The organism is Citrobacter sp. Igbk 14 (assembly GCF_028069825.1).
GTDB lineage: Bacteria > Pseudomonadota > Gammaproteobacteria > Enterobacterales > Enterobacteriaceae > Citrobacter.
The window spans coordinates 26,662-39,711 of the sequence record NZ_JANEWM010000039.1 but is presented as its reverse complement, the minus strand read 5'-3'; the positions used below and the strand labels follow the sequence as shown (position 1 = coordinate 39,711).

Genomic DNA, 13,050 nt, shown 5'->3' with positions numbered 1-13,050 from the left:
TTACAGCAAATAAGAACAACATTTAAATATATTACGTGAATATATTTAAATGTTGCACGCCGCGTAAATTAGCCTATCTTATTGCAAGCATATATTAGAAATGTCACTTTTTATTCATTCAGTATGGACTTGCTATGTCTGTTTACAAAATCCCACTGAGTCAGAGCGTTCTGGAAGCTGCTCAGGAACGCATCACCTGGACTTTGGAAACACTGCCTCGCGTGTGCGTTTCATTGTCCGGAGGAAAAGACTCCGGACTCATGATGCATCTCACCGCCACTCTTGCGCGCCAGTTACATAAAAAAATCAGCGTATTGTTTATTGACTGGGAAGCGCAATTCTCTTGCACTATCGACTATGTTGAAGCGCTACGAGAACGCTATTCTGACGTTATTGAACGCTTTTATTGGGTAGCAATACCGCTCACCACACAAAATTCTCTCTCACAATTTCAACCGGAATGGCAGTGCTGGGAACCCAATACACAATGGGTGCGACAACCACCAGCCGATGCGATTACCGATCCCAGTTTCTTTCATTTCTATCAACCCGGCATGACCTTTGAACAATTCGTTCGTGAGTTCGCTGACTGGTTTTCTGAAAAACGCCCTGCGGCAATGATGGTGGGTATCCGTGCCGACGAGTCATATAACCGTTTTGTCGCCATTGCCCATTCACGTAAGCAGCGTTTTGCCGATGACAAACCGTGGACTACCGCCGCGCCAGGAGGGCATACATGGTATATCTATCCAATGTATGACTGGAAAACAGCCGATATCTGGACATGGTTTGCAAAAACAAAAATGTCATGCAACCCCTTGTATAACCTGATGTACCAGGCCGGAGTTCCAACACGATATATGCGTATTTGCGAACCCTTTGGCCCGGAACAACGCCAAGGGCTGTGGCTGTATCATGTTATTGAGCCACAGCGATGGGCAGCCATGTGTGCCCGGGTTAGCGGTGTTAAAAGCGGCGGGATTTACGCCGGTCATGACAATCATTTTTACGGCCACCGTAAAATATTAAAACCAGAGCATTTAAGCTGGCAAACGTATGCCATGCTGCTATTAGACAGCATGCCGGAACAGACCGCAGAACACTACCGCAACAAAATCGCCGTCTATATACAGTGGTACAAGAAAAAGGGGATCGATGAGATTCCTCAATCCCAAGAAAGCGATATTGGTTCTAAAGACATCCCCTCATGGAGACGGATCTGCAAAGTACTGCTGAATAATGACTACTGGTGTCGGGCACTCTCATTCAGTCCCACAAAAATGAAAAACTATCAGCGTTATAACGAACGTATGAAAACCAAACGCCAGGAATGGGGGATCTTATGCAACGACGACTAACTCAGGAACTCACCGGTTTTCTTTCTGGTCTTTCAGAAGAAGAACGAATCGAAGCAATCAATGAATTCAGGATGGCAATCCATAGTGTCAGTCCTTTCCGTGAAGAACCGGTAGACTGTGTTCTGTGGATCAAAAATAACGCAATTTCACCAAATGATTACAACCCAAATAACGTTGCGCCGCCGGAGAAAAAGTTATTGCTGAAATCCATTGAAGCCGATGGCTTCACACAGCCGATCGTTGTGGTTCAATCAGCCCAGGAAGAATATGAAATCGTCGATGGATTCCATCGACATGAAATCGGCAAAAACAAATCATCGCTAAAATCACGCCTGAAAGGCTATCTGCCCGTTACCTGCCTACAACGCGGGCGTCATGAGCGCATGGCGGCGACAATCCGCCACAATCGAGCCCGTGGGCGGCATCAAATCCATGCCATGTCAGAAATCGTTCGTGAATTATCACAATTAGGCTGGAGCGAAGAGAAAATCGGTAAAGAGCTGGGAATGGATAGCGACGAAGTCTTACGTCTGAAGCAAATCAACGGCCTGCAAGAGTTATTTGCCGACCGTCGATTCTCCAAAGCCTGGACGGTGAAGTAGCGCAATCACGCCGCTAAAGCGCAACCAGCCGTTCTGCCGCTGCCAGCAGCGTCGATTCTTGCTTCGCAAAACACAGGCGAATCAGCTTATGGGGGAAAGGATCGGCGCAGAAGACGGACAGCGGAATCGCCGCCACGCCGACCTCCTTTGTCAGCCATTGGCAAAATTCCACATCATTGAGATCAGAAACAGCACTGTAATCAATCAGCAAAAAGTACGTCCCTTCGCAGGGCAGTATTTCCAGCCGACTGTCACGCAGTGCATTCACCAGCACATCACGTTTTCTCTGATAAAACGCGGGCAGCTCACGGTAGTGCGTCGGATCTTCGCGCAGCATATCCGCCAGCGCCAGTTGTGCCGGCGTGTTGACCGAGAAGGTTAAATACTGATGGACCTTACGTAACTCCGCGCTGATAGCCGGTGGCGCAACACAGTACCCCACTTTCCAGCCCGTCATATGATAGGTTTTGCCAAATGATGAAACGGCAACTGCGCGCTCCCTTAGTTGCGGATGCGCCAGCACGCTGGCATGCCCATGCGTGGCAAAACAGATATGCTCGTAGACTTCGTCACTGACGACATAAACCTCATGCCCGTTAATGGCCTGCCATAACGCCTCAAAATCCGCCTTCTGCCATACCGTAGCCGAAGGGTTATGCGGCGTATTTAGGATCACCAACCGCGTGCGGTCACTGATTAGCGCAGCAAATTCCTGCCAGTCGACGCGAAAAGACGGCGGTTGCAGCGCGATGCGTTTAACCACGCCACCGGATAATGCGATCGCAGGCGCATAGCTGTCGTAGCTCGGGTCAAAACATATCACCTCATCGCCAGGCCGTACCAGCGCCGTAATGGCGGCATACAGCGCTTCTGTCGCCCCTGCCGTTACCGTCACGTCACTGTTTGCATCCGGTTTGTAGCCATACAACTCGGCGGTTTTATCGGCAATGGCGTCGCGCAGCGGTTGCACACCCGTCATCGGCGCATACTGGTTTGCGCCATGCGCGACGTGATACGCCAGACGTTCTTGTAAAAAGAGTGGACCATCAAAATCAGGAAATCCCTGCGAGAGGTTAATCGCCTGGTGCTGCTGCGCCAGCGCGCTCATTTGCGTGAAAATAGTGGTGCCCAGATTAGGCAGTTTGCTTTGCGGAATCAGCGGGTTATTACTCATTATTGTTATCCCAGCGTGTAATGTTGTGGTTGAAGCCACTATAGCACGATGCTAGTATTTGGCAATCAAGACGTCCAGGCGTCTATATAAAAATAACCTGCCTGGACAGGACAGTCAAAAGGACAACACAACATGAGTAATACCGAGATTCGCGTCGTCACCGGCCCGGCCAACTATTTTTCCCATCCCGGCAGCCTGTCGAGACTCAACGATTTTTTCACCAGGGATCAACTCTCACGCGCCGTCTGGGTATATGGTGAGCGCGCTATCGCTGCAGCCCGGTCTTATCTGCCAGAGGCCTTTCATCTTGCCGAGGCTAAACGTCTGCTGTTTACGGGTCATTGCAGCGAAACCGATGTTGCTCAACTGGCAACAGAGTCAGGAGACGACCGTAGCGTGGTGATTGGCGTGGGCGGCGGGACATTGCTCGACACCGCCAAAGCACTGGCGCGCCGCCTTGGTTTGCCCTTTGTGGCAATCCCAACCATTGCCGCCACCTGTGCTGCCTGGACGCCGCTCTCCGTGTGGTACAACGATGCTGGTCAGGCACTGCATTTCGAAATTTTCGATGATGCCAATTTTTTGGTGTTGGTAGAGCCGGAGATCGTGCTTAATGCACCAGACGCGTATTTGCTGGCCGGTATCGGGGACACGTTGGCGAAATGGTACGAAGCGGTTGTGCTCGCCCCACAGCCTGAAACCTTGCCGCTGACCGTACGTCTGGGCATCAACGGCGCACTGGCGATCCGCGACGTTCTCCTTCAGAGCAGCGAACAGGCGCTGGCAGATAAACAGCGTGGTGAACTGACCCGTGCATTTTGCAACGTGGTTGATGCAATCATTGCTGGCGGTGGTATGGTCGGCGGTCTGGGCGAGCGCTATACCCGCGTAGCAGCGGCACACTCAGTGCATAATGGCCTGACCGTCCTGCCGCAAACGGAGAAGTTTTTACACGGCACCAAAGTGGCGTACGGCATACTGGTACAGAGCGCGCTGTTGGGACAAGATGATGTGCTAACGCAATTAATTACCGCTTATCAGCGCTTCAATTTGCCAACCCGGTTGGCTCAACTGGAAGTGGACATCAATAACCGCGCCGAAATCGATAAGGTGATCGCGCACACTCTGCGCCCGGTGGAGTCCATTCATGCGCTGCCGGTGAAGCTAACACCGGAAACACTGCGTGCGGCATTTGAGAAGGTAGAGACGTTTACGGTGTGACTATGGTGCAGGTTGCCTGATGGCGGCTTCGCCTTATCAGGCCTACGGCCAATGCAATGTTGTAAGCCGGATAAGCGTTAGCGCCATCCGGCAAAAATTCAACAGCACTTCGCGCCGCCTTTCCCCCCATAGCGCGCATCCTGGCGCTCGCGGAAAAATTCTTCATAAGTCATCGGTACCTGGTCCGGGTGCGTAACACGCATATGCTCAACATAGTTGTCATAATCCGGCACACCAATCATCAATCGGGCAGTTTGCCCTAAATACTTCCCAGCTTTAGCGAGTGTTTCAAACATAGTGAGTCCCTGTCGTACAAACGCCCTCCCCATTAAGGAGAGGGCTTTTCGTTAAGAGAATATTAGTGCGCGCCTTTCGCCTGCGCCACAATCTCTTCAACATTCTCGGGCATCGGTTCGTACGGTGTTTCTTTCGACGTTGGTTTGTCCTCTTTCAACGCGGCTAACGCAGTTTTAATGGAGAACAGACCCAGTACCACCACGACCACCATGAAGAAGATGGTCAAGCCAGCATCAAGACGGTTGTTAAATACCAGTTGCGTCAGCTGCGACTGAGTGTACTGTGCCGGAATGTTACCGCTGTCGATCATCGCCTGGAACTTGTTAGCGATAGCCAGGAAGCCGATTTTCGCGTCCGGGCTAAACGCTTTCTGCCAGCCCGCAGTCAGCGTACAAATCAGCAGCCAGGCGGTTGGCACCAGCGCCACCCACGCGTAGCGCTGACGTTTCATCTTGAACAGTACGACCGCACACAGCATCAACGCCATACCTGCCAGCATCTGGTTCGCGATACCGAACAGCGGCCACAAGGTGTTGATACCGCCTAACGGATCGACCACGCCCTGGTGCAGGAAGTAACCCCAGGCCAGTACGCACAACGCGGTTGCCAGCAGGTTCGCCGGTAGCGAGTCGGTCCGTTTCAGCCCCGGTGAGACGACGCCCAGCAAATCCTGCAGCATAAAGCGCGCGGCACGGGTACCCGCATCAACCGCCGTCAGGATGAACAGGGCTTCAAACAGAATGGCGAAGTGATACCAGAACGCCACATCCATCATGCCGCCCAGCGCACCGTGCAGAATGTAAGCCATCCCAACGGCCAGCGTCGGCGCTCCGCCTGCGCGGGAAATAATGGATTGCTCACCCACTTCATTGGCAATTTGGTGCAAGGTGTCCGGGGTAATCGCAAAGCCCCAACTGCTCACGACCTGCGCCGCAGAAGCGACCACATCCACCGTACCCGCAGGGGCCAGCACTGCCATCGGGCTGTTCATCGCAAAATACACGCCCGGATCGATGATACATGCGGAGACCAGCGCCATAATGGCGACAAAGGACTCCATCAGCATCCCGCCGTAGCCAATAAAACAGGCCTGTCCTTCATTCGCCAACATCTTCGGTGTGGTACCGGATGAGATCAGCGCGTGGAAACCAGAGACTGCACCACAGGCAATGGTAATAAACAGGAATGGGAACAGGTTACCCGTCCATACCGGACCGGTACCGTCAACGAATTTGGTCAACGCAGGCATCGTCAGCGTTGGACGCATGATCAGAATACCCACCGCCAGACCCACAATGGTACCAATCTTCAGGAAGGTCGAGAGGTAATCTCGCGGTGCCAGCAGCAGCCATACCGGCAACACGGCAGCCACGAAACCGTAGCCCACCAGCATCCACGTCAGCTGTACACCAGTAAAGTCAAAATACGGTGCCCAGGTAGGGCTTTCCGCAACCCAGCCGCCGGAAATAATGGCAAAAACAAGGAATACCAGACCGATGACTGACACTTCGCCAATACGCCCCGGACGCAAATAGCGCAGGTAAATCCCCATAAAAATCGCCAGCGGGATGGTGAATGCGACGGTATAGGTTCCCCACGGGCTGTGCGTTAGCGCTTTCACGACGATCATTGCCAACACGGCAAGGATAATCACCATGATCATAAAACAGGCCACCAGCGCAATCACGCCGGCTGTAGGGCCCATCTCTTCTTTCACCAGTTCGCCAAGGGAACGACCATCGCGACGGGTAGAAACAAACAGCACCATAAAGTCCTGTACTGCCCCCGCCAGCACTACCCCGGCGAGCAGCCAGATCATCCCGGGCAGATAACCCATTTGTGCCGCCAGTACCGGTCCGACTAACGGACCCGCTCCGGCAATTGCCGCAAAATGGTGGCCAAACAGTACTTTTTTATCGGTAGGAACGTAATCGAGCCCGTCGTTATGGCGCACGGCTGGCGTCATACGCGTCGGGTCCAGCGCCAGCACATTTTTCGCGATGTACAGGCCATAGAAACGGTAAGCGATAAGGTAGACACAGACCGACGCGACGACTATCCACAACGCGTTGATCTGCTCACCACGGTTTAACGCAATATAGCCGAGGGCAAATGCTCCCATCACGGAGAGCAATGTCCAGACGAGGTACTTCCCTGATTTGTTCATAGTTGTTATCCGTTGTCTGATCCAGAGAGATGTTACATTTTGTTTCTATAACATCTTTTCTGGATTTAACAACCTGACAACCATGCAAACCCGAAGTATCACTGAGTATTTACATTGCATTGTTAACTAGATCACTTCATTTACCTGTTAACCCTGCAATTTCATTTTACTTTGTCGGGTGGCTTCACCCCATCACTGCCGTACCTAAACGACAGGTGCAGCAGCGCCGCCCCTGCTCATCAAAGATGACGATTTCCCAGCTTTGATTCTGTCGCCCGAGATGCAACGGCTGGCACACACCGCGCACTTTCCCCTGCGATACTGCGCGGTGATGCGTGGCGTTCAACTCGGTTCCCACCACACACTGCCCATCGCGAGTCATCAGATAACCCGCCATTGACCCCAACGTTTCTGCCAGCGCCGCTGACGCCCCACCGTGCAACAGACCAAACGGCTGATGCGTGCGGCTATCTACCGGCATTTCGGCTTCCAGCACATCGTCTCCCAGTCGGGTATAGACAATGTCTAAATGCGCCACCAGCGTGTTCTGGCTGGTAGCATTCAGTTCATCAAGCGTTAAATGTCGTTTCCAGATCACCGTCATGCTCCCAGTGTCGAACCGCCATCGACCACAATGTCCTGCAACGTAATATGGCTGGCCAGATCGGAGGCAAGGAATAAGATGGTGTTGGCAATTTCCTGAGGACGGGCGATTTTCCCCAGCGGTATACCGAGCTTATACTGCTCGCCAAACCCGCGAATACGCTGCTGTTCCGCATCATCACTCACCCACAGCGTGCGTTGCATGTCAGTGTCGGTCGAGCCCGGCGAAACTACATTACAGCGTACCCCGCTACCCGCCAGCTCCAGCCCGACCGTCAGCGCAAGACTTTTCAGTGCAGCTTTTGATGCCCCATATGCACTCATACCGATTCGCGGCGTGTGTGCAGCATCGGATGCGACAGTGACAATCGCCCCCCCCTGCTGACGACGAAACTGCGCCATCGTCTGCTGAAACAAATTAAACGCCCCGCCAACGTTGACGGCAAACGTCTGCTGCCACTCCTCAACGCTTAACGTATCGGTAGCCCCCATGCGCAGGATCCCGGCTGCATTGACCAGCACGTCCAGCCGCTCGGTGTTCGCCAGCAAGCGCTCGCACACCTGCGCCACCTGCGGTGCATCCGCCACGTTCATCACCTCAGTGGCAAACGGATATTCTTCACCGTCAAACGCCAGATCGAAGCCGGTCACCTGCGCACCCGCATCAACAAACGCCAGTGCCGTGGTGTAACCAATCCCTTTTCCCGCCCCAGTAACCCAGACCGTTTTACCGGTGAAATCAAAGCCGGTCATGACTTCACCTCACGGGAGAGCAGTTTCCACCAGGCGTCAATCGTTGGGTTTTTCGCCAACATCACAAAGTCGATATCACCATGCACTTTCCGCCAACGGGCCGCCAGCGCCATCATACGTACTGAGTCCAGACCGTAATCGATCAAGTTTTCGTCATCCATTGGCTCTTCAGACTCATCGAGCAGCGGCAGAATCACGCCGCGCAGCGCATCTTTGCTGGCCGGAACAGGCGTCGGCAATAACTCCTGAGTCATCACCACGCGACCGGAACGCCCCGCCACGTATTTCAGCGACATCAGGTGTTCATCACGGCTAAAATCTGCCAACGCATCAGCGACCATAAACGGCTTAATATCACGCATGAAGGCATCAGTCGCGGTGGTCATGCAGCCAATATGTGCATATACGCCGGTGATGATCAGCTGGTTACGCCCGGTGTCTCTTAGCATCTGCTCCAGCGGTGAACGATGAAACGCACTGTAGCGCCATTTAACCAGAATGGTATCCGCTTCATCCGGTGCCAGCGCATCGACGATTTTTTGCTGTTCAGGCGAGCGTGTCAGGCCCGGTCCCCACATGTCGTTCAACAACGCACGGTCTTCATCGCTTTGTTCTTTCGGCTGCGCAGTGTAATAGACCGGAATGTTATGCGCTTTACAGTACTGACGCAGCGCGGCGATGTTGGCCACGACCTGTGCCATCATCGGGCAGTTCTCGCCCCAAAAGCCGATAAAATAGTCCTGCATGTCGTGGATTAGCAGCGCGGCGCGTTCTGGTTCAAATGCCCAGTCAACTTTATTTGCCGGAACATCAAGCGCCGTTGGCAGCGCATAAGCCTGCAGTTTAGGAATTGCCATTTCTTCTTCTCCTTCAGGCCGGTGAACGTGATGCCAGCCACTGACGTAATTGTTTTTTATCCACTTTGCCTACCGGGGTCAGCGGCAATGACTCAACGCACTCGACACGGTCCGGCAATTTGAATTCCGCCACGCCCTGTTCGCGTAGAAAACGACGGACCTGTACTGCACGCAGCGGCTCTTTAACCACCAGACAGGCGCAACTTTTCTCGCCCATCAGCTCATCGTCCATACTGACCAATGCGGCATGGATCACCATTGGGTGCCGCAACAGCAGGTTTTCAATCTCTTCTGCGGCGATCTTCTCTCCGCCACGGTTGATCTGATCTTTCTCTCGTCCCTGCACCGTGATGTAACCATCCCGATCGATGGCGATCAGATCACCAGAGCAATAGAATCCGTTAGCATCAAACGCGCTGGCGTTATGCTCAGGGCTATTGAAGTAACCGCGGAAAGTGTACGGACCGCGCGTCATCAGGCGTCCCGTTGCGCCCTGTGGTAACGGATTTCCGTCAGCATCTGCCACCCAGACCTCATCGTCAGGGCACATCGGCCGGCCCTGGGTATTGATAATGCGCTCCGGGCTGTCATCCAAACGGGTATAGTTCACCAGCCCTTCCGCCATACCGAAGACCTGCTGCAACTGGCAACCAATCTCTTCCGGAATGCGAGCGGCAAGCGAAGCCGAAAGCCGCGCGCCTCCCACCTGCAACAGTTCCAGCGAAGCCAGTTGTGTGTTACTACCCCACTCCTGAATTGCCTGCAGCCACAGACTCACCGCTGGCGGTACCAACGCCGTCACGTTTACCTGATGCTGTTCAATCAACGGAAAGCACAACGTCGCACTCGGGTCTGCCGCCAGCACCACAGTTCCCCCCGCGAGGAAAACGCCCAGCGCACCAGGCGAACTCATGGCGTAGTTATGCGCGGCCGGGATCGCGCATAAATAGCGGGTCTCAGCGGTGAAATGGCAAATCTCGTTACTACGGCGCACGCTGTAGTAGTAATCATTGTGGGTGCGTGGAATCAGCTTTGGCGTCCCGGTCGTGCCGCCGGAAAGCTGAAAGTAAGCCACTTCATCAGCCGGTGATGGTGTCGCGGTAAACGCCGTTGCGGGTTGGCTTATTGCCGTTTGCAGATTGTGTTCGCCGTCATCATTGAGCAACTGAACCACGCGCACTGAATTGTGTTCGGCAACAAAGGTATTCAGAAAATCATCGCCACTGAATAACGCATGCTGGCGATCGGCAATCAGTAACACCGGTTTAATTTGCGCTGCGTAGGCGTTAAGTTCGTTGCGCTGATGGCTAAACAGTGCCAATACGGGGGCCACGCCAAGCTTGAGCAGTGCGAAGAAAGTGATATACAACTCAGCCACGTTGCCTAACTGCACCAGTGCGGTCTCGCCGGGTTTGATCCCCTGACGACGCAGGCTGCAGGCAAGATTATCCGTCGCCTGGTTTAACTGGCGGTAGCTAAGATGGCGTTCCCCGTCAATCACCGCCGTATGGTCGCTATCGGCATGGCGGGTCAGAATGTCGGTCAGTGGCAAATCCTGCCAGTAGCCTTTTTCACGGTAGCGGCGGGCAAACTCTTCCGGCCAACGGGTGAAAGGAATACTCATTATTGCTCCTTAGAGCCTGTCGATAAGGCCTGAATAGCCTGGTAGACCAGGCGCTTAATGCAGTCCAAAAACATTCAACATGGTGGATAGCTTGGCACCCGTTTCACGCCACTCCGCAATCGGTGACGAGGCGGGCACAATGCCGGCTCCGGCGAAGAAACGTACCTGATTACGCAGCAGTTTCGCGCAGCGGATCGTCACGACCCACTCGCCGTTGCCTTGCGAATCACACCAGCCAACAATGCCACCGAAAAGTTCGCGATCGAACGGCTCCAGTTCAGCAATCAGTTTCTGAGCAACCTGATGCGGGAAGCCACTTAGCGCCGGTGTTGGATGCAGCAGACAAGCCAGCGTCAGTGCGTTTTCCTGGGCATTGGCTTTACCTTCAAACGGGGTACCGAGATGCCAGAGCGTGGGCGTGGTGACCAGTTGCGGAGACGAAGGAAGTTGCAGCTCACTGCTGCGATCGCGCAGAACCGCTTTCATCGCCTGGGTGACCAGCTCGTGTTCATGGCGATCCTTCTCGGAAGCTAACAGACGGATCCCCGCCTCCCGGTCCAGAACATCGTCCGGTTGGCGACGCGCAGATCCCGCCAGCGGCAGCGAACTGAAATGGTCGCCTTCTTTGCGTAACAGCAATTCCGGGCTGGCGCCGATCAGTACACCGCCATCGTCGATAGGTACATGAAAGTTGTAGCTTGCCGGGTTTTGCGCGATCAGCCGCTCCAGCAGTGCACCACTGTCGATATTGGCGTCGGCGGTCACATCAATCAGGCGTGACAGCACCACTTTGTCGACTTCCGGCGTTGCCGTCAGCGCCGCTGCTCTGGCGACCATATCTTCGAAAAAATCCTGCTCAGGAATCGATTTACGCTCAACGACATTCAGCGACTGATGGGCAGTAAAGTAACGCGCTGATTGCTGCTTTGCCGTGCGCGAGAAGCTTTGCCATGATTTAGGAATAAACAGCGACGAGGGCTGGCGGGTGTCAAAGGGAATGGCCCCTACCATAATGGGGTTTGCGATGCCCTGCGATTTGGCCTGCGCAAACAGTTTGTGCATTTTCTGTTGGAAAGGGCTGTCTGGTGAATCACCATCAATTGCCGGTTCCGCATAGCGGGCGAAGCATCCTGACGTCGTAAAACTACGATACGGCGACATAAAGAAAAAACTGTCGGGAGCGAGAGTTGCCATAGTCTGCGTTTTTTCCTCGGCCAGTGACGTGTCCATATCATCCTCCATAAAATGATAAAGGCTCTAATAATGATTATCATTTATATTTTCGGTCGCTAACCTAAAAGCAAAGCGTCGGTATGTCAACTCTTGTGGTAACACAATGTGCGACTTAGGCTTGCATCCCTGACGCGTAACAATGAAAATGAGAAGCATTAACTACATTGATAACAGGAAGCTTATTTGTGAGATTTTCCGCGTTTTACCGCACTGCGCTGTTACTGGCTGGGCTCGCTATTTCAGGAATTTCTTTAAGCCATGCCGCTGACTGGCCACGCCAGGTTACCGACAGTCGTGGCACGCACACGCTGGAACATAAGCCACTGCGCATTGTTTCCACCAGTGTCACGCTCACCGGTTCTCTGCTCGCCATTGATGCGCCTATCATTGCCAGCGGTGCCACGACACCGAATAACCGTATCGGTGACGCTCAGGGCTTTTTACGCCAGTGGAGCGACGTCGCCAAAGCACGCAAACTGAGTCGCCTGTATATTGGCGAGCCGAGCGCCGAAGCCGTTGCAGCACAAATGCCGGACCTGATTCTGGTCAGCGCTACCGGGGGAGACTCCGCGCTTGCGCTGTACGATCAACTGTCCACCATAGCCCCGACGCTTATCATTAATTACGACGACAAAAGCTGGCAGTCACTGCTGACACAATTAGGTGAAATCACCGGGCAGGAGCAACAGGCAGCGGCGCGTATTGCTGAGTTTGATAAGCAACTGCTCGCGGTCAAGCAACGTATCACCCTGCCGCCACAGCCGGTCAGCGCGCTGGTGTATACCGCAGCCGCGCACAGCGCCAACCTGTGGACGCCGGAGTCCGCGCAAGGCAAGCTGATGGAACAGCTCGGTTTCACGCTGGCACCGCTACCTGCCGGACTACATACCAGCCAGAGCCAGGGTAAACGTCACGACATTATCCAGCTTGGTGGTGAGAATCTGGCGGCCGGCCTGAACGGTGAAGCGCTGTTCCTGTTTGCAGGCGACAGCAAAGATGCCGAGGCGATTTACGCTAACCCACTGCTGGCACATCTGCCTGCCGTGCAAAACAAACGCGTTTATGCGTTGGGGACGGAAACCTTCCGTCTGGATTACTACAGCGCGACGCTACTGCTGCAACGTCTGTCAGCACTCTTTTAATGGCTTTCGCCGGATACAG

Annotated in this window: 12 protein-coding genes; 4 read left to right on the top strand and 8 right to left on the bottom strand. The window is 53.9% G+C overall.

Annotated features, from left to right (window positions below; all coding sequences use genetic code 11):
• Positions 1-134 precede the first annotated feature (134 nt).
• Positions 135-1,358 carry a phosphoadenosine phosphosulfate reductase gene (locus NNN64_RS15500; RefSeq protein ID WP_271441932.1) on the top strand — a complete coding sequence of 408 codons (1,224 nt, stop codon included), beginning with the start codon at positions 135-137 and terminating at the stop codon, positions 1,356-1,358.
• Entirely contained in the window at positions 1,343-1,960 is a 618-nt protein-coding gene (locus NNN64_RS15495; RefSeq protein WP_202039179.1) for an IbrB-like domain-containing protein, read from the top strand. Before NNN64_RS15500 ends, NNN64_RS15495 begins: the two co-directional genes overlap by 16 nt.
• Before the next feature lie 13 nt (positions 1,961-1,973).
• Here the strand turns inward: NNN64_RS15495 and NNN64_RS15490 are convergent, their stop codons facing one another.
• Positions 1,974-3,134, bottom strand: a complete 1,161-nt coding sequence (locus tag NNN64_RS15490; RefSeq protein ID WP_271441931.1) for a pyridoxal phosphate-dependent aminotransferase — start codon at positions 3,132-3,134, stop codon at positions 1,974-1,976.
• Positions 3,135-3,266: 132 nt separating this feature from the next.
• On the opposite strand from NNN64_RS15490, the gene NNN64_RS15485 reads away from it, so the two are divergent.
• The gene (locus NNN64_RS15485; protein ID WP_271441930.1) at positions 3,267-4,355 is read left to right on the top strand and encodes an oxidoreductase; all 1,089 of its coding nucleotides are present in this window, start codon (positions 3,267-3,269) and stop codon (positions 4,353-4,355) included.
• A gap of 98 nt (positions 4,356-4,453) precedes the next feature.
• Here NNN64_RS15485 and NNN64_RS15480 read toward each other — a convergent pair whose 3' ends face one another.
• The 7 genes from NNN64_RS15480 to entC all read right to left on the bottom strand — a co-directional run bounded on the left by NNN64_RS15480 (position 4,454) and on the right by entC (position 11,886).
• Positions 4,454-4,651, bottom strand: coding sequence for a YbdD/YjiX family protein (locus tag NNN64_RS15480; protein WP_202039182.1), 198 nt, complete (start codon positions 4,649-4,651; stop codon positions 4,454-4,456).
• 62 nt (positions 4,652-4,713) lie between these two features.
• Positions 4,714-6,819 (bottom strand): pyruvate/proton symporter CstA, encoded by a 2,106-nt coding sequence (gene cstA / locus NNN64_RS15475; RefSeq protein ID WP_271441929.1) that lies wholly within the window; start codon positions 6,817-6,819, stop codon positions 4,714-4,716.
• Positions 6,820-7,003: 184 nt separating this feature from the next.
• Positions 7,004-7,417 carry a proofreading thioesterase EntH gene (entH, locus tag NNN64_RS15470; RefSeq protein ID WP_137384535.1) on the bottom strand — a complete coding sequence of 138 codons (414 nt, stop codon included), beginning with the start codon at positions 7,415-7,417 and terminating at the stop codon, positions 7,004-7,006.
• A 2-nt stretch (positions 7,418-7,419) separates the two neighbouring features.
• Positions 7,420-8,175 (bottom strand): 2,3-dihydro-2,3-dihydroxybenzoate dehydrogenase EntA, encoded by a 756-nt coding sequence (gene entA, locus NNN64_RS15465; RefSeq protein ID WP_271441928.1) that lies wholly within the window; start codon positions 8,173-8,175, stop codon positions 7,420-7,422.
• Entirely contained in the window at positions 8,172-9,032 is an 861-nt protein-coding gene (locus tag NNN64_RS15460; protein ID WP_271441927.1) for an isochorismatase, read from the bottom strand. The genes entA and NNN64_RS15460 overlap by 4 nt, the downstream gene beginning before the upstream one ends.
• A 13-nt stretch (positions 9,033-9,045) precedes the next feature.
• A complete protein-coding gene (entE, locus tag NNN64_RS15455) occupies positions 9,046-10,656 on the bottom strand; it encodes a (2,3-dihydroxybenzoyl)adenylate synthase EntE (protein WP_271441926.1) in 1,611 nt (536 codons plus the stop codon).
• Between the two features lie 54 nt (positions 10,657-10,710).
• Entirely contained in the window at positions 10,711-11,886 is a 1,176-nt protein-coding gene (entC, locus tag NNN64_RS15450; RefSeq protein ID WP_271441925.1) for an isochorismate synthase EntC, read from the bottom strand.
• A 188-nt stretch (positions 11,887-12,074) separates the two neighbouring features.
• Here entC and fepB point away from each other — a divergent pair, with 188 nt between their 5' ends.
• Positions 12,075-13,031, top strand: coding sequence for a Fe2+-enterobactin ABC transporter substrate-binding protein (fepB, locus tag NNN64_RS15445; RefSeq protein WP_271441924.1), 957 nt, complete (start codon positions 12,075-12,077; stop codon positions 13,029-13,031).
• Positions 13,032-13,050 lie beyond the last annotated feature (19 nt).

Coding starts and splice junctions, on each gene's coding strand:
- NNN64_RS15495 (WP_202039179.1), top strand. CDS start 1,343: ATGCAACGACGACTAACTCAGGAACTCACCGGTTTTCTTTCTGGTCTT.
- NNN64_RS15480 (WP_202039182.1), bottom strand. CDS start 4,651: ATGTTTGAAACACTCGCTAAAGCTGGGAAGTATTTAGGGCAAACTGCC.
- NNN64_RS15485 (WP_271441930.1), top strand. CDS start 3,267: ATGAGTAATACCGAGATTCGCGTCGTCACCGGCCCGGCCAACTATTTT.
- NNN64_RS15490 (WP_271441931.1), bottom strand. CDS start 3,134: ATGAGTAATAACCCGCTGATTCCGCAAAGCAAACTGCCTAATCTGGGC.
- entE (WP_271441926.1), bottom strand. CDS start 10,656: ATGAGTATTCCTTTCACCCGTTGGCCGGAAGAGTTTGCCCGCCGCTAC.
- entA (WP_271441928.1), bottom strand. CDS start 8,175: ATGACCGGCTTTGATTTCACCGGTAAAACGGTCTGGGTTACTGGGGCG.
- entC (WP_271441925.1), bottom strand. CDS start 11,886: ATGGACACGTCACTGGCCGAGGAAAAAACGCAGACTATGGCAACTCTC.
- NNN64_RS15500 (WP_271441932.1), top strand. CDS start 135: ATGTCTGTTTACAAAATCCCACTGAGTCAGAGCGTTCTGGAAGCTGCT.
- cstA (WP_271441929.1), bottom strand. CDS start 6,819: ATGAACAAATCAGGGAAGTACCTCGTCTGGACATTGCTCTCCGTGATG.
- NNN64_RS15460 (WP_271441927.1), bottom strand. CDS start 9,032: ATGGCAATTCCTAAACTGCAGGCTTATGCGCTGCCAACGGCGCTTGAT.